The sequence below is a fragment of the Nisaea acidiphila genome (genome assembly GCF_024662015.1).
GTDB classification, from domain to species: domain Bacteria; phylum Pseudomonadota; class Alphaproteobacteria; order Thalassobaculales; family Thalassobaculaceae; genus Nisaea; species Nisaea acidiphila.
Genome location: NZ_CP102480.1, coordinates 3,439,798 through 3,461,588, shown reverse-complemented (window position 1 = coordinate 3,461,588; position 21,791 = coordinate 3,439,798). Strand labels below are relative to the sequence as shown.

Genomic DNA, 21,791 nt, shown 5'->3' with positions numbered 1-21,791 from the left:
CATCCGCGGCCCCTCGCCTTCGCCAAACAGCGTGGGTGCTATTTCCGGTTCTTGGCTTTATGCAGCTCGGTGCCCTTCGCATACATCGCGAAGTACTTTTCGTAGTCGGCACAGTTGGTCTTCTCAAGCGCGCTCGAGCCCGGCGGGTTGGCCGCGACCATCTCCTGGGCTTCCGCCGTAAACTGATCGGTGAGCTTGTCCCCGACGTCGTTGACCTTGCTCTTGATCCATTCGTTCGTGGCGCCGCCTTCCGCCTTCTTGATCTTGGCGGATTCTTCCGGCGTCATCACGTAGATGCCCGGCGCCGACTTGTCCGTCGTGATGAACTTCTCGAGCGTACGCTTGTCGGCGCAATAGTTCACGGCCCGCTGGAACGGAATGAAGTCGTTCTCGAAGATGTCAGTGAGCGCGTCCTGCTGCTCTTTGGAGAGTCGACTCCACCAACGGTTAGAGACGCCGAACCAGTAATAGTCACCGACAATGCCGTTGAGGCCGGCGACCGTGAAGTACGGGGCCTGCTCCTTGGTTGCATTGAAACCGCCAAGCGACGTCAGGAGCCCATCGATCACGCCCGTTTGCAACGCCGGCGGAACATCGCCGAACGACATTGCCTGCGGGTTCGCGCCGAGCGCACCCAACAGGGCGTTTTCAGCCGGCCCCATGGACCGCATTTTCTTTCCGGCGAAATCAGACGGCTCGATCAATCGTCCTTCCACCGCACCGGCGCCCATATACATGCTCATATGGCCAGCGCCCATGAACTTGATGTCGTGCACCTTGTCGAAGTGCGCCGCCAGATCTTGAAAGGTCTTGGTCTTCTGAACAGAGTCGATCGCGCCGACAGTGGAGAGTTTACCGGCGCCGAGAACCACATTCGCCAACGGCTCGACGCTCGACGTCTTGCCGAACTGCCCGGTGAGAACCTCAAGATTACCCTGGGTCAGCGCCTTGACACCCTGCGGAATCGTATAGAGCGATTTCGCCCAGAAGATCTGCACCTTGCTTCCCGGGATTTTCTTTTCCACTTGCTCCGCGAAATAGACTTCAGCGATCCCGGCCGGGTGCGGCGGTCCGGGGTGATCCGATGCCCAGCGCAGTTTCACCGGCTCCGCGGCACCGGCCATAGAGGTCGCCGCGGCAACGAGGGTTGCCGCAAAGACGGCAGTAATACGACTTGATGTCGTCGACATATTGTCTCCTCTCCTGCCCGACCTGCTCCAGGACTGATCCTGTTCAGACCGGGCGCCTACCCGTTCGTTTTTGATCCGGACACAGTCTTCGGCCTTGCAGAATGCCCGTCCGGTTTACGTTCCCAGTTTCAAAAACCGAGAACAATCAGCATTAGACAATTGCTTACAAATTGATAATTACGTAATTAGTATTTCATTATTGTATTTGGCTCCAAAATCGTGGGAAACGACCTCTCATTCTTCGTCCTTCTTGCCCGGCTGGAGAGCTTCACCGCTACCGGAAGGGAACTGGGGATATCCGCATCAGCCGTAAGCCGGCGCTTAGTTAAGCTAGAGGATCGGCTCGGCGTTCGGCTTCTTCACAGAACGACCCGGCGCGTGAGCCTGACAAGCGAGGGAGACGCCTATCTTCTTGAGGCGGAGCGGATCCTCGGGGATATCGACGCTCTCGAGCAACGGATCACTGGAGCGCGAGACACCCCGAAGGGCCTATTGAGGATCAACTCTACACTCCGTTTCGGCCGGACCTTCATTGCTCCGGCGATATCGACCTTCAAGCAGCGATATCCCGAAGTCGAAGTCCAGCTGCTGCTGACAGACGCACCCCTGAATCTTGTAAAAGAGGGTGTCGATCTCGGCATCCGCTTCGGTGCGCCTCCCGACAGCCGAATGGTCCTGCGCCTACTAGTTCGCAACCGAAGGTATCTTTGCGCAGCGCCTTCGTATCTGAGCCGTCGCGGTTTCCCTGCAACACTCGGAGATCTCCAGGAGCATAACTGCATCGTGCTGCGCCAAGACCACGGTGCCTACGATATATGGCGTTTCGACGACCGGAACGGAGACATGCCGACTGCAAAGGTAGGTGGCGACCTCAGCACGAACGACGGCGAAATAGCCTTGGACTGGGTCCTTGGGGGGCACGGGATCATGCTACGATCAGAATGGGACATCGCTAGTCACGTACGGCAGGGAAATCTGCGCATCGTCTTGCCCAACTATCGGCAATCCGCACATCTCTCAGCAGTCTATCCGGAGCGACACAATCTTTCCGCCAAGGTGCGGCGTTTCGTTGACCATCTCGCGGACACGCTGAAGGAAACAGGCCGATCGGCGCCGCTCACGCTCTCGCCTAAGTACCTTGAGACGCGGCCCTGATCCTTGAAGGAATGTTGGTAGCGGAGGAGGCTACCGAACCCCTGTCCCATAGATTTTCAGATGGTTCCAATATCTTCATGATATTTCTATAATTTCAGAAACGCTATTTCATGCTGTCTCACGATGTGCCCCCACATCGCAGTTTTGATGTTGGGACAAATGTTGGTAAAATGGTTGGGACAAAATGTGGGGACACGGGTCATGAACCGCCTCACCGCAAAGACGGTCAAGTCTCTGAAGGATCCGGGGCTCTATGGTGACGGCAATGCCCTCTACCTGCGGATCGGCCCCAAGGGCGGCAAATCCTGGATCCTGCGCACGGTTGTGCACGGCCGCCGCCGCGACATCGGTCTCGGCTCGGCCGGGCTTGTCTCCCTGGCCGAGGCACGGGAACTCGCGATCGATTACAGACGCATTGCTCGGAACGGCGGTGACCCCATCGCCGAGAAGCGACGGAAGACGATCCGGTTCAGCGACGCCATTAAGACTGTCCACGAGAACAATCGCGGCGCCTGGTCGAGCGAGAAGCATGCCGATAAATGGCTCGCCTCGCTGCAGCGCTATGCCGAGCCAACCCTGGGTGACATGCCAATCGAGAAGATCGGCATCAGCGAAGTGCTTGAGGTTCTGACGCCAATCTGGACGGAGAAAAGCGATACTGCGAAACGCGTGAAACAGCGCCTCTCCACAATCTTCGACTGGGCCAGGGGCGCCGGCTATTATCACAGCGAGAACCCGACGAACGGGATCGAGCGCGCGCTTCCCACGGTGAAGCGGAGTGTCGAACATATGCGCGCCCTACCTTGGCGAGAGTTGCCGAGTTTCATGAAGCAGCTATCCGAGAGGGAAGGCCTTTCAGCCCGGACACTTGAATTCCTGATCCTGACGGCAACGAGATCTGGAGAGGCGCGCGGTGCACGATGGAGCGAGATTCAGAATGGCCTCTGGGTGCTTCCGAAAGAACGCATGAAGGCTGACAAGCCGCATCGTGTTCCTCTCACGGGAAAGGCGCTAGAGGTCTTGGAGGCCGTGCGCGGGCTCGACACCGAACTGGTCTTCCCAAGTGATCGAAGAGGCAAGGGCGGGCACGCCAGGCCACAGTCGGATCAGGTATTCGCACGCCTTCTCGAGCGCATGAAGCGGACGGATTTCACCGTCCACGGATTGAGGAGCACTTTCCGAGACTGGTGCAGTGAATATGATCATGCCGAGCGGGAAGTCGCGGAGGCTGCGCTGGCTCATGCGTTGGGAGATAAGGTGGAACGAGCCTATGCAAGGTCGGATATGTTCGACCGTCGGAAAGAGCTGATGGAGCGCTGGGAGCGATTTTGCCTGGGGAAATAGGCTCGACTGGCTTTTGACCTCCCAGATGTGAAGCCTCCCTGTTCAATTTGCCGGGAACCTAACGGTCCCCGGCATTTTCTCTTTGGGGAAACGCGCATTAGGTCCCGCTCAGGTCCGCGAACGCATTTACTATTCATTGTTCGTTACGCGCGTGCCGTACACCGTACTGCATCACTGCCCCGCACAAACGGCCCCCAAGCTGAATTCTGACACTCCTTGTGTTGGCAGCGCCTGAATGTCACAGCCAGATCCGGCGGCTATACACGCGAATTTTTCTATATGTTGACAGAACGCTCAGTCCCACCCCAAGATATCGTTGCTTTGGTGCCTGAGACCAGTATGTCGAAGGTGAAGAGGGAAGCCGGTGAGAGTCCGGCGCTGCCCCCGCAACTGTAAGCGGCGAGTCGAGATCTGAAAGACCACTGGCCAAATTTGCCGGGAAGGTTGATCGAGACACCCGAGCCGTGAGCCAGGAGACCTGCCAGAGCGCGAGTGACGAGCTGAAGCGGAGGGCTTCGGGCGCGAGAGCTTGGCGAGTCCCGAAACTCCCTAAGTCGTCAGCGTCCCCGGCCGAGCCGCCCGATCAAGAAGGGGACAGAGCATGACGATCATCGTTTATTCCAAGCCGGCCTGCGTGCAATGCACCGCCACGACCCGCGCCCTCGGCGCCAAGGGCCTTGAGTACCAGGTCGTCGACCTTACACAGGACGATGAGGCCTTCTCGCGGGTCGAGGAAATGGGCTATCAGCAGGTTCCCGTCGTCGTCGCCGGCGAGAGCCACTGGGCCGGCTTCCGCCCCGACCTGATCGGCCAACTCGCCTGATCCGATGCCGGTGCTGGTCTACTTCTCTTCCCGTTCGGAAAACACAGCTCGTTTCGTCGAACGGCTCGGACTGCCGGCGGAACGTATACCGGTTTCGCCGGACCAGCCCCTCCCCGAGCCGCAGGAACCTTTTATCCTGATCTGCCCGACCTATGCGGACGGCGAGGGACGCGGCGCGGTGCCGAAACAGGTGATCCGCTTCCTGAACGATCCAACGTGCCGGGGACTGTTGCGTGGCGTGATCGCCGGCGGAAACCGGAATTTCGGCCAGACCTACGCGCTCGCGGGCGACGTCATCGCCCGCAAATGCGACATACCCGTGCTCTACCGCTTCGAGCTCGCGGGCACCGAGACAGATATCGCCCGCGTTCGCACCGGGCTCGCCACATTCTGGAGGATGGAATGCTCGACAGCGGCTTAGCGCCCGTCGCCGACCCCAAGACCGAGAAATCGGCGCCCCTGCAAGCCGCAGCTTCCACCGAGGCGAACCAGGGCTTTCCGACGCTCGACTATCACGCCCTGAACGCCATACTGAACCTCTACGACGAGGAAGGCCGCATCCGCTTCGATGCGGACCGCATGGCGGCACGGCAGTATTTCCTGCAGCATGTGAACCAGAACACGGTCTTTTTCCACTCGCTCGCCGAGAAGCTCGGCTACCTGGTGGATGAGGGCTACTACGAGGAAGAAGTGCTCGATCTCTATTCGCGCGACTTCCTGCAGCAGATCTGGGACGCTGCCTATGCTAGGAAGTTCCGCTTCCCGACCTTCCTCGGCGCCTTCAAGTACTACACTTCCTATACGCTGAAGACCCGCGACGGTCGGCGCTATCTGGAGCGGTTCGAGGACCGCGTGGTAATGGCGTCCCTGGCGCTTGCCCGCGGCGACGCGGCGCTCGCGATGCGCTTCATGGAAGAGATTATCGCCGGCCGTTTCCAGCCCGCGACGCCGACATTCCTCAATGCCGGCAAGAAAAGCCGCGGCGAGCTGATCTCCTGCTTCCTCCTGCGCCTTGAAGACAACATGGAATCGATCGGCCGCGGCATCAATTCGGCGCTACAGCTCTCCAAGCGCGGCGGCGGGGTCGCCCTGATGCTGACAAACATCCGCGAGCACGGGGCGCCGATCAAGGGCATCGAGAACCAGTCCTCCGGTATCATCCCGATCATGAAGCTGCTGGAGGATTCCTTTTCCTACGCCAACCAGCTCGGCGCCCGGCAGGGTGCGGGCGCGGTCTATCTGAACGCGCACCACCCGGACATCCTGCGCTTCCTCGACACCAAGCGGGAGAATGCGGACGAGAAGATCCGTATCAAGACCCTCTCCCTCGGAATCGTCATTCCGGACGTCACCTTCGAACTCGCGAAGCGAAACGAGGACATGTACTTGTTCTCGCCGCACGATATCGAGAAGGTCTACGGCGTTCCCTTCTCCGACATCTCGGTGACCGAGAAATACGAGGAGATGGTCGATGACAAGCGCATCCGTAAGAAGAAGATCAACGCCCGCGCCTTCTTCCAGACCGTGGCCGAAATCCAGTTCGAGAGCGGCTATCCCTACATCATGTTCGAGGACAGGGTGAACGAAGCGAACCCGGTCGAAGGCCGGATCGCGATGTCAAACCTCTGCTCGGAAATCCTCCAGGTGAACGAGGCCTCGACCTTCAACGACGACCTCAGCTACAGCCATCTCGGGACCGATATTTCCTGCAATCTCGGCTCCCTCAACATCGCCCGGACCATGGACGGGGGTGATCTCGCGACTACGGTCGAGAGCGCCGTCCGGGCGCTGACCGCGGTCAGCGAGATGTCGGCGATCGACAGCGTCCCCTCGGTCCGCCGCGGCAATGACGAGGCCCACGCGATCGGGCTCGGCCAGATGAACCTGCACGGCTTCCTCGCCCGCGAGCACATCCACTATGGCAGCGAAGAGGGCGTCGACTTCACCCGCTGCTATTTCGCCGCGGTGGCCTATCACTGTATCCGCGCCTCGAACGCAATCGCGCGCGAGAATCAGCAAAGCTTTGTCGGCTTCGAGCGCTCGAAATACGCCGACGGCAGCTTCTTCGAGAAGTACGTTACCCGGGACTGGCTTCCGGAGAGCGGCCGGGTGGCCGCTCTGTTCGAGAGTTTCGGCATCGCCCTGCCGACTCGCGAGGAATGGGCCGGGCTCCGAGACGCCGTGATGAAGGACGGGCTCTATAACCGCAATCTGCAGGCGGTGCCGCCGACCGGCTCGATCAGCTACATCAACAACTCGACCTCCTCGATCCACCCGATCGTGTCCAAGATCGAGATCCGCAAGGAAGGCAAGATCGGCCGGGTCTATTATCCGGCGCCCTTCATGAATAACGACAATCTCGACTATTACCGGGACGCCTACGAGATCGGTCCGGAAGCCCTGATCGACACCTATGCCGCCGCGACCGAGCATGTCGACCAGGGCCTCTCGCTCACCCTCTTCTTCCCGGCGGAAGCGACCACGCGCGACATCAACCGGGCGCAGATTTACGCTTGGAAGAAGGGCATCAAGACCATCTATTATATCCGCCTGCGCCAGGCCGCCCTCGAGGGCACCGAGGTGCAGGGCTGCGTCTCCTGCACCCTCTGAGGCCGCCCATGAACGACATGTCCACGCCCAAATCCGCCTCCGCCCGCCCGGTTCCGCGCGCCATAAATTGGAACCGGCTGCAGGACGAGAAGGACCTCGAGGTTTGGAATCGCCTGACGGTGAATTTCTGGCTGCCGGAGAAGGTTCCGCTCTCCAACGACGTGCAGTCCTGGGCGACGCTCAGGCCTGAGGAGAAGGAACTCACCATCCGCGTTTTCACCGGCCTCACCCTGCTGGACACGATCCAGAACGCGGTCGGCGCACCGGCCATGCTGCCGGACGCGATCACCCCGCACGAGGAAGCGGTGCTAACCAACATCGCTTTCATGGAGGCGGTGCATGCGCGCAGCTATTCCTCCATTTTCTCCACGCTCTGCTCCACAAAGGAGGTCGACGAGGCCTTCCGCTGGTCGGAGGAAAACCCGCACCTGCAGGCCAAGGCGCGGCTGATCCTCGAGGAGTACGCCGCCGGCGCCGATCCGCTGAAGCGCAAGATCGCGAGCGTCTTCCTCGAGAGCTTCATGTTCTATTCCGGCTTCTACCTGCCGATGTACTGGTCGAGCCGGGCCAAGCTGACCAACACGGCGGACCTGATCCGCCTCATCATCCGCGACGAGGCAGTGCACGGCTATTACATCGGCTACAAGTTCCAGCGCGGTCTCGAACGACTATCCGAAGCCGAACGCAACGCCCTGAAGGATTTCGCCTTCACGCTGATGTTCGACCTCTACGAAATCGAGGCGCACTACACAGAGGAACTCTATGATGGCCTCGGTCTCAGCGAGGAAGTGAAAGCCTTCCTGCATTACAACGCTAACAAGGCACTGCAAAATCTCGGCTACGAGGCGCTCTTCCCGCCAGCGGCCTGCGAGGTCAATCCGGCGATCCTCGCCGCTCTCTCGCCGGACAGCGAGAACCACGACTTCTTCTCCGGCTCCGGCTCCAGCTACGTCATCGGCAAGGCTGTCGCGACCGAGGACGAGGACTGGGATTTCTGATCGTCGTTCAAGAGATGGGGTTCAGCATTTCGCTCTTTCGTGAACAACGGCACCTAGGACAGAGAGACCCGCTCCTACCGTCTGCGGCATCATCTTAGAGCTGCGTGGGGTTCGGCGCATCGCCATAGACCGCGACCGGATCGAAAACCTTTTCCGTCTCTGTGAAGGTTAACTCGACGGGGCGCGCCGCCGCTTGCAGCGGAACAGCACGATAGAAGCACGACCGATAACCGACATGGCAACTTGCGCCGCCGGCAATCTCGACCCGCAACCAGATTGCGTCCTGATCGTCGTCGACCCTAATCTCGACAACCTTCTGGATGAGCCCGCTGGTCGCGCCTTTGTGCCACAAGCATTGCCGGCTGCGGCTCCAGTAATGCGCTTCACCCGTCTCGACCGTAAGGAGCAGCGCCTCCGACGTCATCACCCCCATCATCAGGACTTCGCCTGATTCGGCATCGGTGGTGACAACGGGAATTAGTCCGTCCACGCCGAATTTCGGGGAAAGCAACGCACCTTCCTCTACCTGTTCTACCGACAGGCGCGGAGCGAAAGGCGCACCATTCACATTGGAGGATACCGCGCTCATCCGAGCACCTCATCGGATTCATTGGAAATCCGTTCGCGCAGTTTGACCGGACTGGCTTTGTTAGCCTCGAAGCGACGTCCCTGGGTACATGCGACTCGTGCCGCAGTGTCGATCAGATCCTCGTGGGCGCGGCGCAACCGCAGGGTTTTATTGTCGTGTTCTGCGACGATGTTCCGAAGCGCAGCGTTCATTGGCGCAGCATTCATTTTGCCATGACTCCTCGGCTCACTATTGTCCTTATTAATGTAATGTTATAATATAACATTCAAGTTCATTACCTGATTGGCGAAGAGCGTGACTTCCAATGGCGCCGCCTCGAGACTGCTTACAAGCGACGAGCACCCGAAGGTTTCCGACCTGTCGTTTCCGTCCGATTTGCTCGGCTCATGCCATTGAGATCCGGAAGCGCCATGGGCCTTTAAGGGACCTCGTCCTGAGAAGCTGACGTCTCGCACGATGCCAATCGCTTGGCGGTATTTGCCGAGCCACTGTGCCGGTCAATCGCTCCCTTTTTCAAACTCCTGTACTTGAGGCTGATCCATGGTTCGTATCACTCTGCCTGACGGCGCCTTACGCGAGTTCGCGGCACCGCTCAGCGGCGCTGAGATCGCATCCGGCATTGCGCCATCCTTGCGAAAAAAGTCGGTGGCCATGGTGGTGAACGGCAGACTCACCGACCTCGTCGAAAGGGTCGACAGCGATGCGCGTGTCGAATTCCTCACCCGCGAGGCCCCTCGCGCGTTGGACCTGATTCGCCATGACGCGGCACATGTTCTGGCCGAGGCGGTGCAGGAACTCTTCCCGGGCACTCAGGCGACGATCGGGCCGGTGATCGAGAATGGCTTCTTCTACGACTTCGCCCGAGACACGCCGTTCACACTTGACGATCTGCCGCTGATCGAAAAGCGCATGCGTGAGATCGTCGCCCGCAACGAGCCTTTCACCTGCGAAATCTGGGGCCACGAACAGGCCAAGGATTTCTTCCGCGAGAAGGGGGAGACCTTCAAGGTCGAGCTGATCGATGCCATCCCGGAAGACGAGGAAATCAAAATCTACCGGCAAGGCGAATGGCTTGATCTTTGCCGTGGCCCGCATATGGATTCGGTTGGCAAGGTCGGCCAAGCCTTCAAGCTGACCAAGGTCGCCGGGGCCTATTGGCGCGGGGACTCGACCAAGCCCATGCTGACGCGCATTTATGGCACCGCCTTCGCGACTCAGTCGGACCTCGATGCGCATCTCGAAATGCTGGAGGAAGCCGAGAAGCGTGACCATCGCCGCCTTGGCCGGGAGATGGATCTCTTCCACTTTCAGGAGGAAGCGCCCGGCTCGGTGTTCTGGCACGAGAAGGGCTGGACCCTGTTCCAGGCCCTCATCGCCTACATGCGCAAGCGGCAGGCGGCGGCCGGTTATATCGAGGTTAATACGCCCGATATCATGGACCGGCATCTGTGGGAGACATCGGGCCACTGGCAGAACTACCGCGAGCATATGTTCACGACCAAGACCGAGGACGATCGCGACTTCGCGCTGAAGCCCATGAATTGCCCCGGTCACATGCTGATCTACAAGCAGGGTCTGAAGAGCTACCGGGACATGCCGCTCAAGATCGCGGAGTTCGGCAAGGTTCACCGCTACGAGCCGTCGGGCGCACTGCATGGATTGCTGCGGGTACGCTCCTTCACGCAGGACGACGCCCACATCTTCTGCAGAGAGGATCAACTGACCGCAGAATGCATCAAGGTCAACGACCTCATTCTCTCGATTTACGAGGATTTCGGTTTCACGGATATCCGCATCAAATTGTCGACGCGACCGGAACATCGCATTGGCTCGGACACATCCTGGGACCGCTCTGAACAATCGCTTCGTCAGGCACTGGACACGCTCGGCCGGCCTTTCACGGTCAACGAAGGCGAGGGCGCGTTCTATGGCCCGAAGCTCGAATATGTGTTGCGCGACGCCATTGGCCGGGACTGGCAGTGCGGCACACTCCAGGTCGATTTCAACCTCCCGGAGCGCTTCGATGCTTTCTACATCAATGAACGCGGCGAAAAGACTGCGCCCGTCATGCTACATCGGGCGATGTTCGGCTCGCTGGAGCGCTTTACCGGTATCCTGATCGAGCATTACGCCGGGCATTTTCCGCTCTGGCTTGCGCCGACGCAGGTGGTCGTTGCAACGATCACGTCGGACGCTGACGATTATGCGCGCGAAGTCCGCGCGCTCCTTGCCGCACGTGGTCTTCGCGCCGGGCTCGATCTCCGCAACGAGAAGATCCCCTACAAGGTCCGCGAACACAGTCTGACGAAGGTTCCGGTCTTACTCGTGTTGGGTAAACGGGAAGTCGAGGAACGGAGCGTGTCAATGCGTCGGCTCGGATCGCCCGAGAGACAGGCGCTTCCCTTGGCCGAAGTATTGGATCGTCTCGCTTCCGAAGCAAATCCGCCCCTCGGACCTGCCTCGCCCGCTTCCCAGCCTGAATTGGGCAACAGCGAACTCCCGCTCGACGCCGCGCATGCAGGTGCGATGACTGGTTAATCGCTCGTCTTCGACTAGCCGCGCCGCGACACCTTCCTCAAACAAGTGGTCAATGCAGATGAGCGGAATGGAACCGAATACAGATTTTGCGAGCCTGGAGGCAAAATGCCTCGCCTCCGCCAGGCGCGCGCTGTTTCGTTGGGCGGAGGTGATTTCGGTCGGAGTGATCGACGACCTGCTCGCGCTCTACGCCCCCGACGCCATTCTTGTTCCGACTCTCTCGAATGTAATCGGCGAACGGGAAGAGGAACGCCGTCAGTATTTCGAGAATTTTCTGGCGAACGGAAAGATCCGCTGCGAGATCACCCTTCGGAAGAAGCGCGTAAGCCGAAAGCTCGGGACCATGGTCATCGGGGGCCTGTATACGTTCTATTTGCAAAGAGAGTCTGGCGAAGAAGCGGTCCCCGCGCGCTTTCTCTTCACTTTCGAGGAGATTGACGGTCGCTGGCTCATCACGGGCCATCATTCGTCACGCCTGTCGGAAGCCGTTTGAACTTCCCTCGACCAGGACCTTTGCATCCACACCCGACGCCAGTCAACGCGCTATCACCCTCCGCGACAACCACAGCCTGGGAACTGAGATCTGACCGCCTGACCATCGAACAACGAAGCGTTTTCCCATTGGCGGAGCCCCTGAGCCCCTGAGCCCCCGACCGGAACGGCCTGAACCTCCTGCAAATCCTGAAGCAAGAAGAGAAATACATCGTGATCGGAACCGGACATGAATGCTGAACTGCCCGACATCTCCCTCTCTGACGCCGCCCCGGCTCACAGCCCGCTCGCCTGGGTTGGCATGCAGGGTATCGACCTGCCAGTGACGGTTCGCGAACCCGACTACAATCGGGACCTGCATGCCCGCGTCGATACCCAAGTGGACCTTCCGCGACCCGAGACGAAGGGAATTCACATGTCGAGACTCTATCGCCTGCTCGACATGCTGAGTGAGGGTAACGGGCTATCGCCCGCGCGGTTGAAAGTGCTGTTGGACAGGATGATCGACAGTCATGCCGATTGTGGCAGCGGCAATGCGCGACTTCGCCTCGCCTTCGACCTGTTGGTCCGACGCCCTGCGCTGTTGACCGAGGGCCTGTCTGGCTGGACCTCCTATCCGGTGCAGATTGACGCATCTGCGATCCATGGCGCCTATCGCTGTCGCGTCAAACTACGGATCACCTATTCTTCGACCTGCCCCTGCTCGGCAGCGCTGTCGCGCCAAGTGGTGGAGCAAGGCTTTCTCAAAGCTTTCGCGGGACAGACGGATGTGACGCCGGACGCGGTTGCCGCATGGCTGCGCGACAATGCCTCGGCGGCGACGCCGCATAGCCAGCGCAGCGAAGCTCAGGTCTCGGTCGACTCGGACCCAGGCGCCGACAGCTTCGGCCTGCTGGCGCTGATCGACCGTATTGAGGCCGCATTGCAGACTCCGGTGCAAACGGCGGTCAAACGCCCGGACGAACAGGCCTTCGCGGTTCTCAACGGGCGCAACCTCATGTTCGTTGAAGACGCGGCGCGGCGGATCGAGTCGGCGCTGGACAGCCATCTGTTTCCGAGCGTCCATGTACGGCATTTCGAAAGCTTACATCCGCATGATGCCGTGGCTTGGGCACAGCCGGGCATTGGCAGTCATTCGCAGGGGTTCTGAGAGAACGAGGCGTGGTTCGGTGAACAGGAACATCCGATATTCGTGGATCATTGCCCCCCATTCCGGTCGCCCTGTATCTGCCGATAGACCGATGAAATCGAGCGACGACACAAGGATGACCGCGCGCCCGGCGTTGGCGATAGGATACCGGACGACCGTTTTCTGGAACCGGCGCGTGCAATCGTTGATGGGCACATACATGCCATCCAAACCAAGCCCGGATCGTCCAAAGCCAGACCGATCCAAGAATTACTTCATGCCTTCAGTCTCGTCACTTTGGACCAACTTTTCCGGCCGTTTGCCGAATGCCTTGATTTCCGGCGGTCGGCAGCCAACCGGCCTCGGGAGAGCTCTCAGGTGCCGCAGAAGGTCTGATAGACCCGCTCGTCAGGCTGCGGCGGGTTCGCGTAGGTCCCGTATTCCGGCCGCGCAGTGAACGGGTCGGAAAGAACCATCAAGAGATCTTCGAACGGTTTGAAATCACCTTCGAGACCCGCTGCGATCGCGGACTCGACAAGATGATTGCGCGGAATGAAAACCGGATTGATCCGATTCAGATCCAACGTCTCGCTGCCACCGCGGGCACGCCAATCGCTCAGCCATCGGTCAAAGGCCTTGGGATCGCGGAACTGTTCGCGCGCCGTCCCATCCGCAAGCCCTCTAAAAGTCAGGGTGAAATCGGCTTCGGCTTCCTCCATGACGTTGAGCAGGCTCTCGATCAGACCTGCGTCCCCGTCCTCGGCGCCGGCGAGACCCAGTTTGGCCCGCATCTCGGTTAGCCACGCATTTTGGAACAGATCCGAGAATGCATCGACGGCGTGTTGAGCGGCTTTCAATCCCGTTTCTTCATCACCCGAAAGAACAGGCAGGAGAGACTGCGCCAGACATGCCAAGTTCCACTGCGCGATGCGCGGCTGGTTGGCATAGGCATAGCGTCCCCCGTGGTCGATGGAAGAGAAAACCCTCAATGGATGATATGAATCCATGAATGCGCACGGTCCGTAGTCTATCGTCTCTCCGCTAACGGTCATGTTGTCCGTATTCATAACCCCGTGGATGAACCCCAACGCCATCCAGCGGGCAACCAAAGCCGCCTGACGCGCCACAACTCCTTGCAAGAAGGCCAAAGCCGGGTCAGGTGCCGCTGCTGCGTCCGGGTAATGCCGCGCGATCGCATGTTCAACGAGGAGGCGAACGGCCTCGATGTCGCCGCGCGCTGCAAAGAACTGGAAAGTACCGACGCGGATATGGCTCGCGGCGACGCGAGTCAGAACCGCTCCTGGCTCAATTTCTTCCCGGTAAACGCTGTCCCCTGTAGCGACTGCAGCCAATGACCGGGTTGTTGGGACACCGAGCGCGGCCATCGCTTCGGAGATGATGTACTCTCGAAGGACCGGCCCCAGCGGCGCACGGCCATCCCCACGGCGCGAGAAAGGCGTCTGCCCGGAGCCTTTCAGCTGAATGTCGTAGCGGTGCCCGTCAGGCGTAACCACTTCGCCCAACAGGATCGCACGGCCATCGCCCAATTGCGGGTTCCAGCTGCCGAACTGATGGCCGGCATAAGCCTGAGCGAGCGGTTCGGCACCTGCGGGCAGTGAATTCCCGGCCAGGGCGGCGACCATGTCGGGGCTCTCGAGCGCGATTGGATCCAAACCGAGGCGCCGCGCCAAAGTGTGGTTCACTTTGATCAGACTAGGCGCGGAAACCGGCTCGGGCGAAAGCCTCGCATAGAACCGGTCCGGAAGCCTGGCAAAGCTGTTTTCGAAGGGGATCGCAGTCATGGGAGACAGGTTTCGACGCTCACAGTGAGAGATTTCGTCCGACAGCGGTAGATAGTTGGTTTTAGCCGGAACCAATACAAGCGGCGACGGTTATTGGAGACTGCGTTATCTACCGGATTGCGGCTCAGTGGACCCGCCAACGAGGCCCGAAGCCCGATTGCCTCAGAAAGCACTAGCTAACAGACATGATCCACTCCGGAGCCCCCTGCCGCCCCCTCTGACCGATCACTCCGATCAAGAAGATTTCGGCACGCCTCTCGAAAGGGAGGCGTGCCGCAGACATGCCATTCAGTTACTCGGGAACCACCTTTCCGGGCAGTGTATTGACCGTCATGGTCTCCTGCGGCTGGAAGTGGATCACTGATCTGATCGACTCGCCCGCCTTCAAGAGGTCGAAGGCCGTGTTGATCTGGTTGTGCGTCATGTGGTGCGTGATGTACGGATCCACGCTGAAATCGCCGCGCAACCATTCATCGACCATGCCTGGCAACTGGCTGCGTCCCAACACACCACCGAAAGCGGTCCCTCGCCAGACCCGGCCCGTGACCAGTTGGAAAGGCCGTGTGGAGATCTCCTGACCGGCACCGGCGACACCAATCACCGTACATTCACCCCACCCCTTGTGGCAGGCCTCGAGCGCCGAACGCATCAGTTCAACGTTCCCGACCGCCTCAAACGTGTAGTCCAAACCTCCATCTGTCATATCGATGAGGATGTTATGGATTGCTTCGTCGTGATCCCGCGGATTGACGCATTCGGTGGCGCCCAGCGCCTTTGCGAGCGGGAATTTGGACGGATTGACGTCAATCCCGATAATCCGCGACGCACCGTTCAGGACGGCCCCCTGAATGACTGCCATGCCTACGGCGCCGAGACCAAAAACCGCAACAGTGGCACCAGCCTCAACCTTCGCCGTGTTTCTCACAGCTCCTATCCCCGTCGGAACCGCGCACCCCATGACGGAGGCCTTGGAAAGCGGTGCTTCCTTCGTGATCTTGGCAACCGAAATCTCCGGGAGAACGGTGTACTCGCTGAAGGTGCTGGTCCCCATATAGTGCAGGATCGGCTTGCCCTTATAGGAGAACCGGGAGGTCCCATCGGGCATGACTCCCGCGCCCTGGGTCTTGCGGATCGTCTGGCAAAGATTGGTCTTACCCGACTTGATATAGGGGCAGTTCGGGTCTTCGGGAACGTAGAGAGGGATCACGTGATCGCCCGGTGCGACCGATGTCACACCCTTGCCCACCTCCTCGACGACGCCACACCCCTCGTGGCCGAGAACACACGGGAAAAGACCTTCGGGATCCTCACCAGAGAGCGTGAAAACGTCCGTGTGGCAGAGGCTGGTCGTCACTATTCGAACGAGCACCTCACCTTCCTTTGGACCCTCGAGGTCGATCTCTTCGATCTCCAGAGGCCGGTTCGGCTCCCATGCGATGGCTGCGCGTGTTTTCATATCTGACCTCCCTTTCGATCGACGTCACTGCAGAATGATCGGGTCGTTTGCCGACTCCGGATCGGCGGCTGGATCAAGAACGAGGACAAGGCGCGTTGTCTTCGTGCCTGATATGGGGGGAGAGCGATGACTCAAACCGGATTGCGGCCGTTCCGGCCAGAGTGTTCCGCGCAACAACATCGCCGACCCGGTTGTCACGGATGAGATTCGCGAAGGTTCCGCCATGCCGCGCACCAAGCCGTACTGCGTGCCGGGCCCACGATAGGTACAGATCAGCCGGGCTGTTACCGCATCGGTATGGAATTTCGTGCAGGCGTCGTTCGTAATACGGTCAAATCGCAACTTTAGATACGAAGCCTCCATCACGCTCGCGAATATGCCCGCCAGAGCCGCGGCGTCGTCGATCAGCATGTCGCGCTCCGGGCAATCCGGCGTGCCGCATGACTCGCAGATTTGCGCCGCCGCATCCCGCACATCACTCGGACGCAGGATGACGCGCGCGCGGGGCAATTGGCCCGGATCGAGAGCGTCAATCCAGGATTGGAAGCCCGGCGCAGATTTCCTCCGCCAGATCACCGCTGCACAATCCGGCCTGAGGATTTCAGAAAGTCCGTCAGGTGCGTCGGTTACACGGACACTGGACGCGGGACTCTGGCTTACGACTTGCTCCGCGAGCGTCATGCGGCCGCTTCCACTTGCCGCCATACTGGATAAGCGCCTGAAAGGCCCGGGAAACTCTCCGGATCGCCCACATCCGCGATAAGCCAATCGACAAAGACCCGGTAAATCGAGGTGAGGACAAACATCAGATTGGTATCTCCCAGCCCAGGCAAGACTTGGAAGGCGGACCTTGGGGAACCAAGCCGCCACATAACCGCCCGCACCGCGACCTGCATTCGCTCTTTCCCTTTGCTAACGCCTGGAACCCGTCGGTAAGTCATCTGAATTTAAGTTATGTTATAATATAACATATTGCAATTGAGACGCTTGAGCTTGGCGTTCGAACTTGGGACCGCGACTCGACGTCCGATCAACATGGAATGACTTATTTTTATAGAATATTGCGCGACTTAAAGATGTTATGTAACGTTATAACGTTTCAATTCTAATACTCGAAACAACCAAAAAGCCTCGGATAATCCGCCGTGCCCACAGATTGTCGGGAGATCACAGGCGATCTCGTCACGGCTGACATTGTCCGGATAATCATGATGGGAGCAAACGCATGCGCGATCTTACGCTCACCCGCCGTGGAACCCCTTTTGGGTGCTGCGGCAATTCTTGGAACATCAGCCGTCGGTTTGAACGGTGGTCCGGTCTTGGGCAAAGCACCGATGGCGACTGGCCAGGCCCCATACTTCTACCGCTTCAAGCACGGAACGATGCAGGGCACCGTGATCTCGGACGGTATCCTGCCTTTGGGAGAACCTTCAGCCAGCTTCCTGGGCACCTCCAAGGAAGAAGTCGGCCAAATGCTCACCAGCAATTTCCTGGACCCGTCCAATGTCGTCCTGGAACAGAACATTCTCGTGGTGAACACCGGATCCCATCTCGTGCTGTTCGACACGGGAATGGGCCAGTCCAAGATCTTCGGACCGACGACCGGTCAGATGATGCACAATCTCGAGGTCGCCGGGATCGATCCGGCCTCGATCGATGCGATCCTTTGTACCCACGCGCATTGCGACCATGTTTGGGGAATCATGGCCGACGACGGCCAGCGCAATTTCCCGAATGCCCAGATCTACATCTCGCAAGCCGATTTCGAATTCTGGACCGACGAAGCCAAGCTCACAATGACGGAGCCGGGCTATATGAAGCCGTTCGTTGAAGGCGCGCGGAAGAATCTGCTGCCGAACCGGGACCGGATCGTGTTCTTCAAGGACGGCGAGGAATTTCTACCGGGCATCCAGGCCATGTCGGCGCCCGGCCATACTGTCGGCCACACCATGTTCCTCCTTACCTCCGACGGTCAGACCATGGCCGCGATCGGCGATACGACCCATCACCACGTGCTTCTGCTTGAGAAGCCGCTGATGGAATTCGCCTACGACACCGACCCTCAACAGTCGGCGCAGACCCGCTATAGGGTTCTCGACATGCTGGCCGCGGAACGGATGCCGATGATCGCCTATCACTTCCCGTGGCCGGGGATCGGACACATCGCCAAGCAGGGCGAAGGATTCCGGTATTTTCCGGCGCCCATGGTGATGCAGGAATTGCCAGGTTAAGGACTTCCTGGACGCCCAGTCAGCAGGAGGCCGGCATCACCCGGCCTCCTCTGTCGATTGCGCTCACTCATTGAGGCTTTGCCAGCCCCCCATGGATTTTAGGCGCACCGGGCACGCTTTCGCGCCCGGTGCGGCACGATCCGCCTTGACCCGGGTCCTGTGAGAACGCGATCATTTTCTTCTCCGAACAAACCTATCAATTGCCGATAACCAGCCACCCTGCCACTCCGGCTTGTTCCCTCCCATCTGCGATCCACTGGAATGACGTCATGGACTCCTTCAGCTTTCAGACAACACGGTCCGTCCTCGCGGAGATCGGCGCGACGGCCAAGATCGGCGCGTACCTCTCCGGACAAGGACGGCGCAAGGTCGCCTTCATAGCGGATGAGATGATCCTTAAACTGGGCCTGGCGGATGCGGCATTCGATGGGTTTCGAAAGGCCGGTTTGGAGGTCTGGACCTTCGCCGATGTGCAACCCGACCCACCCGAAGCGATGATCCTTGCCGCGGTAGAGCAGGCGCGCGCCGAAAGCGTCGATTGCGTAGCGTCCGTCGGTGGCGGGTCGTCGCTGGACACCGCGAAGCTGATCGCCATGCTTCTCAATACCGATCAACCGCTCGGCGAGATGTATGGCGTAAATCTTGTACGCGGCGAACGGCTGCCTCTGGTCCTTGCGCCGACGACCGCAGGTACGGGATCTGAGGTAACGCCGATTTCGATCGTCACCACCGGCACCAACGAAAAGAAAGGTGTCGTCGCACCGCAGCTACTTCCGGATTGCGCCATTCTGGACGCCGAGCTGACCGTGGGTCTGCCGGCTCCGGTCACGGCAGCGACCGGGATCGACGCAATGGTCCACGCCATCGAAGCATTCACGTCGAAACGCCTGAAAAACGTGGTGTCCGACTGCCTTGCCAAGCAGGCGCTGGAACTCTTGGGTGAGAATATCCGACCGGCCTGTTTTACGCCGGAGAACCGGGATTCCAGGGCGAAGATGCTCATGGGCTCAATGCTGGCGGGCATGGCGTTCGCCAACGCGCCGGTCGCCGCCGTGCATGCCTTGGCTTACCCTCTCGGCGGTCATTTCCACGTTCCCCACGGGCTCTCGAACGCGCTCGTTCTTCCGTATGTTCTAGAATACAACTTGCCTGAAGCAGCAGCGGCCTATGCGGAACTCGCACCGCTGATATTCCCTGAACTGGCCGGCAAATCGGAAATCGCGCGCGCCGAGGGTCTGATCGCGGGTTTCCTCGCGCTGGGTCCTGAACTGGGCATGCAGTCCTGCCTGTCGGAGGTGGGAGTGAACCACAACCACCTGCCGATGCTGGCGGAGGATGCGATGAAGCAAGAACGCCTCCTCATCAACAACCCTCGTGAGATGACGCTGGAGGCAGCGCACGCGATCTATGCCAAGGCTCTCTGAGAGGTGCTGAAACAGGACCGTCAGGGTTTTCCAGTTGCCGGCGCGGTGATCGGCCGTTCCCCTCCGGTTTTTGGCTAAAGGCAGCTTTGGCTCGCGGTGTGCCTGATTCTGATTGTCAGATTGCTCACGGCGACCAGCGCTTGTATTCGGCCTAACATGCTTTGATTGAGGGTTTCCTGTACCTCGGGGCCGAACCGGATACGCGTTCGGCCTCTAGGGCATACCCATCGGATGCGCCGATCCGAAACTCGCGCCGAACAAGGAGGCGCCGAGGAGGATCAACACCGCACTTCCTGCGAAGGTTACGATCTCGGTGGCATAAGCAAGCCTCCGGTTCCGTCCGAGAGTGACCCGCGTCGCCCATTTGCGGGCGTTGACGGCGAGGAAGGCGAGGCCGGCGACCGCTGCCGCAGTTCCCATCGACATCGCCATGACGGCGGCGATACCAGCGCCCGGCAGATCCATCATGGAAGCGAAGACGAGGACCAGGATTGCACCGGTGCAGGGGCGGAGGCCGATGGAGAGGACCAAGCCGAGCGCAGTGCGGAAACTTGCCGCGCGATCGATCTCGACAACTGACGGGGTATGGCAATGGCCGCAGCCGCAATCCCCCGAATCAAGACGTCCCACGACGGAGAACGAAAGAGGCTCACCGAGCGACGGAATGGCTTGGCTCGAAATGCCGGAGAGGCCGCCGAACTGCAACGCGCCGCCGGTTCGAAAACGACGGGACTGGCGCAGATGCGCCTGCAGCGAGCGTATCGAGCGAAGCGCGAGCATCGCACCGACCAACATGACGAGCGCGTAGCTGACGCGCTCCGACCAGAGCGTTGCGGTCGAAGCCTCCCGCGGTGAGAACCCTGCGATCCAGGTCACCCCGTAAACGATCGCGATCGCGGTCACACCCTGGCAGACAGAGGAGATGCCCGCGAGACGCACGCCGCGGAGTACGCGCTCCCTGTGGGTCAGCAGATATGTGGTCAGGATCGCTTTGCCGTGTCCGGGTCCGGCTGCATGCAGCAGGCCGTAGAGGAAGCTGACGGCGATCAGGCCCGATCCGGCCCCGATACCACCTTCCGCCTTCAGGTGCCGAAGACCCTGGGTCAATTCTCGGTGGAAGATCTTCTGCTGTTCGAAGATCCAGAGCACCAGACGAGTGAAATGAGACGGGTCCGCCGGCGCCGGGGACAGCGCGCTCGCGAACGCAGGCGCGCTGAGAAGCAGAACCGAGACCAGGGCACAAATGCCAAGAAAACATGCCTTTCTCACGGGCAGTATACCTCGACACGTTCGGAGAAAAGGATGCCGAGCCCGTCACCTCCGGACTGGGTTTGGTCGAGGCGCGCCGCCCGCGCGATATCCTCAAGAGAGGGTCTGGGCGCGGTCAGCCGATGGTTGCAGCCGACGGGTGCCCCTTGGAGCTGGATCGCGTCATCCTGCTGCGCGTGCAGCACCTCGATATAATAGGTTGGATCGAAGATTCTGTAATCGAGTGGTCCGTCGGAGAGATTGACCGCTTGTTTGAAGGGTAGCATGAAGCTCATCAGGAGGCGGCCGTTCTTCAGTTGCGACGCCATCTTGGTTATCGGTCCGAAAGCGATCGGTTTACCCGCCTGTTCCACCTGGGTGAAATAGTCGTACTCGGCGAGACTCTTCATGTTGTTCTTCATCAGATCGTCTATTGCCGCCTGCGTCGGCCCGGCATCCCCGGCGCCCATGCTTTCCAGTGCGAAGACGGTATAGAACTCGTCGAGCAGCCAGTGCTCCCTGAGGCCGGCGACGTCCCCCGCTGGATCGAAGATCACCTGCACCGTGATATCGACCCAGGCATGCGGATGGCTTTCGGCGGTGCGCGCCGAAACCAAGAGAGCCAGACCAAAGGCAAAAATCCCGAAGAACCAGCCGCTCCGAAGGATCGAGGTCCCGTACGACCTGTTTTTTGTGATCATCGCCTTCCATCCGCCGGTTGGGGCGCCGGAACTCCTGTGCCGACACCCCATGGCGCAGCAG

19 protein-coding genes, 1 pseudogene and 1 riboswitch are annotated in these 21,791 nt (G+C 59.9%); of the genes and pseudogenes, 12 read left to right on the top strand and 8 right to left on the bottom strand.

Annotation, left to right across the window (positions count from 1 at the left end; all coding sequences use genetic code 11):
- Positions 1 to 38 precede the first annotated feature (38 nt).
- A complete protein-coding gene (locus NUH88_RS16145) occupies positions 39 to 1,190 on the bottom strand; it encodes a TRAP transporter substrate-binding protein (protein WP_257767422.1) in 1,152 nt (383 codons plus the stop codon).
- A gap of 219 nt (positions 1,191 to 1,409) precedes the next feature.
- Here NUH88_RS16145 and NUH88_RS16140 point away from each other — a divergent pair, with 219 nt between their 5' ends.
- From NUH88_RS16140 to nrdF, 6 genes are all read left to right on the top strand, one after another.
- Positions 1,410 to 2,345, top strand: coding sequence for a LysR family transcriptional regulator (locus tag NUH88_RS16140; RefSeq protein ID WP_257767421.1), 936 nt, complete (start codon positions 1,410 to 1,412; stop codon positions 2,343 to 2,345).
- A gap of 201 nt (positions 2,346 to 2,546) precedes the next feature.
- A complete protein-coding gene (locus NUH88_RS16135) occupies positions 2,547 to 3,689 on the top strand; it encodes a tyrosine-type recombinase/integrase (protein ID WP_257767420.1) in 1,143 nt (380 codons plus the stop codon).
- Between the two features lie 305 nt (positions 3,690 to 3,994).
- Positions 3,995 to 4,188: riboswitch (cobalamin riboswitch) on the top strand.
- Between the two features lie 102 nt (positions 4,189 to 4,290).
- The gene (nrdH, locus tag NUH88_RS16130; RefSeq protein WP_257767419.1) at positions 4,291 to 4,512 is read left to right on the top strand and encodes a glutaredoxin-like protein NrdH; all 222 of its coding nucleotides are present in this window, start codon (positions 4,291 to 4,293) and stop codon (positions 4,510 to 4,512) included.
- A 10-nt stretch (positions 4,513 to 4,522) separates the two neighbouring features.
- Positions 4,523 to 4,933: a class Ib ribonucleoside-diphosphate reductase assembly flavoprotein NrdI gene (gene nrdI / locus NUH88_RS16125; RefSeq protein WP_444329681.1), complete on the top strand. Its 411-nt coding sequence runs from the start codon at positions 4,523 to 4,525 to the stop codon at positions 4,931 to 4,933.
- Positions 4,915 to 7,122 carry a class 1b ribonucleoside-diphosphate reductase subunit alpha gene (gene nrdE / locus NUH88_RS16120; protein WP_257767417.1) on the top strand — a complete coding sequence of 736 codons (2,208 nt, stop codon included), beginning with the start codon at positions 4,915 to 4,917 and terminating at the stop codon, positions 7,120 to 7,122. Before nrdI ends, nrdE begins: the two co-directional genes overlap by 19 nt.
- Positions 7,123 to 7,130: 8 nt before the next feature.
- Positions 7,131 to 8,120, top strand: a complete 990-nt coding sequence (gene nrdF / locus NUH88_RS16115) for a class 1b ribonucleoside-diphosphate reductase subunit beta (RefSeq protein WP_308220069.1) — start codon at positions 7,131 to 7,133, stop codon at positions 8,118 to 8,120.
- 94 nt (positions 8,121 to 8,214) lie between these two features.
- On the opposite strand, the gene hisI is transcribed toward nrdF, so the two are convergent.
- Together hisI and NUH88_RS16105 are read right to left on the bottom strand one after the other, a co-directional pair.
- The gene (gene hisI / locus NUH88_RS16110) at positions 8,215 to 8,709 is read right to left on the bottom strand and encodes a phosphoribosyl-AMP cyclohydrolase (RefSeq protein WP_257767416.1); all 495 of its coding nucleotides are present in this window, start codon (positions 8,707 to 8,709) and stop codon (positions 8,215 to 8,217) included.
- Positions 8,706 to 8,915, bottom strand: a complete 210-nt coding sequence (locus tag NUH88_RS16105) for a hypothetical protein (protein WP_257767415.1) — start codon at positions 8,913 to 8,915, stop codon at positions 8,706 to 8,708. The genes hisI and NUH88_RS16105 overlap by 4 nt, the downstream gene beginning before the upstream one ends.
- 98 nt (positions 8,916 to 9,013) lie before the next feature.
- Between NUH88_RS16105 and yidD the strand changes: the two genes are divergently transcribed.
- The 4 genes and pseudogenes from yidD (at position 9,014) to folE2 (ending at position 12,889) form a co-directional block, all read left to right on the top strand.
- Complete coding sequence (gene yidD / locus NUH88_RS22320) at positions 9,014 to 9,154, top strand: membrane protein insertion efficiency factor YidD (protein ID WP_372743524.1); 141 nt, start codon at positions 9,014 to 9,016, stop codon at positions 9,152 to 9,154.
- A 95-nt stretch (positions 9,155 to 9,249) separates the two neighbouring features.
- Positions 9,250 to 11,175 (top strand): annotated as a pseudogene (thrS, locus tag NUH88_RS16100) (threonine--tRNA ligase); the annotation flags it as partial.
- 139 nt (positions 11,176 to 11,314) lie between these two features.
- A complete protein-coding gene (locus NUH88_RS16095; RefSeq protein WP_257767414.1) occupies positions 11,315 to 11,740 on the top strand; it encodes a nuclear transport factor 2 family protein in 426 nt (141 codons plus the stop codon).
- 228 nt (positions 11,741 to 11,968) lie between these two features.
- Positions 11,969 to 12,889, top strand: coding sequence for a GTP cyclohydrolase FolE2 (gene folE2 / locus NUH88_RS16090; protein ID WP_257767413.1), 921 nt, complete (start codon positions 11,969 to 11,971; stop codon positions 12,887 to 12,889).
- A 353-nt stretch (positions 12,890 to 13,242) separates the two neighbouring features.
- On the opposite strand, the gene NUH88_RS16085 is transcribed toward folE2, so the two are convergent.
- The 3 genes from NUH88_RS16085 to NUH88_RS16075 form a co-directional block, all read right to left on the bottom strand.
- A complete protein-coding gene (locus NUH88_RS16085) occupies positions 13,243 to 14,670 on the bottom strand; it encodes a protein adenylyltransferase SelO (RefSeq protein WP_257767412.1) in 1,428 nt (475 codons plus the stop codon).
- A gap of 292 nt (positions 14,671 to 14,962) precedes the next feature.
- Positions 14,963 to 16,126 carry an S-(hydroxymethyl)glutathione dehydrogenase/class III alcohol dehydrogenase gene (locus tag NUH88_RS16080; protein WP_257767411.1) on the bottom strand — a complete coding sequence of 388 codons (1,164 nt, stop codon included), beginning with the start codon at positions 16,124 to 16,126 and terminating at the stop codon, positions 14,963 to 14,965.
- A gap of 24 nt (positions 16,127 to 16,150) precedes the next feature.
- Entirely contained in the window at positions 16,151 to 16,807 is a 657-nt protein-coding gene (locus NUH88_RS16075) for a DUF1826 domain-containing protein (RefSeq protein ID WP_257767410.1), read from the bottom strand.
- A 653-nt stretch (positions 16,808 to 17,460) separates the two neighbouring features.
- Here NUH88_RS16075 and NUH88_RS16070 point away from each other — a divergent pair.
- Positions 17,461 to 18,357 carry an MBL fold metallo-hydrolase gene (locus NUH88_RS16070; RefSeq protein WP_257767409.1) on the top strand — a complete coding sequence of 299 codons (897 nt, stop codon included), beginning with the start codon at positions 17,461 to 17,463 and terminating at the stop codon, positions 18,355 to 18,357.
- 269 nt (positions 18,358 to 18,626) lie between these two features.
- Positions 18,627 to 19,781, top strand: coding sequence for an iron-containing alcohol dehydrogenase (locus NUH88_RS16065; protein WP_257767408.1), 1,155 nt, complete (start codon positions 18,627 to 18,629; stop codon positions 19,779 to 19,781).
- Between the two features lie 213 nt (positions 19,782 to 19,994).
- Here the strand turns inward: NUH88_RS16065 and NUH88_RS16060 are convergent, their stop codons facing one another.
- Together NUH88_RS16060 and NUH88_RS16055 are read right to left on the bottom strand one after the other, a co-directional pair.
- Positions 19,995 to 21,050, bottom strand: a complete 1,056-nt coding sequence (locus NUH88_RS16060) for a nickel/cobalt transporter (protein ID WP_257767407.1) — start codon at positions 21,048 to 21,050, stop codon at positions 19,995 to 19,997.
- Positions 21,047 to 21,730, bottom strand: coding sequence for a DUF1007 family protein (locus NUH88_RS16055; RefSeq protein ID WP_257767406.1), 684 nt, complete (start codon positions 21,728 to 21,730; stop codon positions 21,047 to 21,049). The genes NUH88_RS16060 and NUH88_RS16055 overlap by 4 nt, the downstream gene beginning before the upstream one ends.
- Positions 21,731 to 21,791: the final 61 nt, after the last annotated feature.

Coding starts and splice junctions, on each gene's coding strand:
- NUH88_RS16065 (WP_257767408.1), top strand. CDS start 18,627: ATGGACTCCTTCAGCTTTCAGACAACACGGTCCGTCCTCGCGGAGATC.
- NUH88_RS16105 (WP_257767415.1), bottom strand. CDS start 8,915: ATGAATGCTGCGCCAATGAACGCTGCGCTTCGGAACATCGTCGCAGAA.
- NUH88_RS16075 (WP_257767410.1), bottom strand. CDS start 16,807: ATGACGCTCGCGGAGCAAGTCGTAAGCCAGAGTCCCGCGTCCAGTGTC.
- NUH88_RS16135 (WP_257767420.1), top strand. CDS start 2,547: ATGAACCGCCTCACCGCAAAGACGGTCAAGTCTCTGAAGGATCCGGGG.
- NUH88_RS16070 (WP_257767409.1), top strand. CDS start 17,461: ATGGCGACTGGCCAGGCCCCATACTTCTACCGCTTCAAGCACGGAACG.
- yidD (WP_372743524.1), top strand. CDS start 9,014: ATGGCGCCGCCTCGAGACTGCTTACAAGCGACGAGCACCCGAAGGTTT.
- hisI (WP_257767416.1), bottom strand. CDS start 8,709: ATGAGCGCGGTATCCTCCAATGTGAATGGTGCGCCTTTCGCTCCGCGC.
- nrdF (WP_308220069.1), top strand. CDS start 7,131: ATGAACGACATGTCCACGCCCAAATCCGCCTCCGCCCGCCCGGTTCCG.
- nrdH (WP_257767419.1), top strand. CDS start 4,291: ATGACGATCATCGTTTATTCCAAGCCGGCCTGCGTGCAATGCACCGCC.
- NUH88_RS16085 (WP_257767412.1), bottom strand. CDS start 14,670: ATGACTGCGATCCCCTTCGAAAACAGCTTTGCCAGGCTTCCGGACCGG.
- NUH88_RS16080 (WP_257767411.1), bottom strand. CDS start 16,126: ATGAAAACACGCGCAGCCATCGCATGGGAGCCGAACCGGCCTCTGGAG.
- nrdE (WP_257767417.1), top strand. CDS start 4,915: ATGCTCGACAGCGGCTTAGCGCCCGTCGCCGACCCCAAGACCGAGAAA.
- NUH88_RS16145 (WP_257767422.1), bottom strand. CDS start 1,190: ATGTCGACGACATCAAGTCGTATTACTGCCGTCTTTGCGGCAACCCTC.
- NUH88_RS16095 (WP_257767414.1), top strand. CDS start 11,315: ATGGAACCGAATACAGATTTTGCGAGCCTGGAGGCAAAATGCCTCGCC.
- folE2 (WP_257767413.1), top strand. CDS start 11,969: ATGAATGCTGAACTGCCCGACATCTCCCTCTCTGACGCCGCCCCGGCT.
- NUH88_RS16055 (WP_257767406.1), bottom strand. CDS start 21,730: ATGATCACAAAAAACAGGTCGTACGGGACCTCGATCCTTCGGAGCGGC.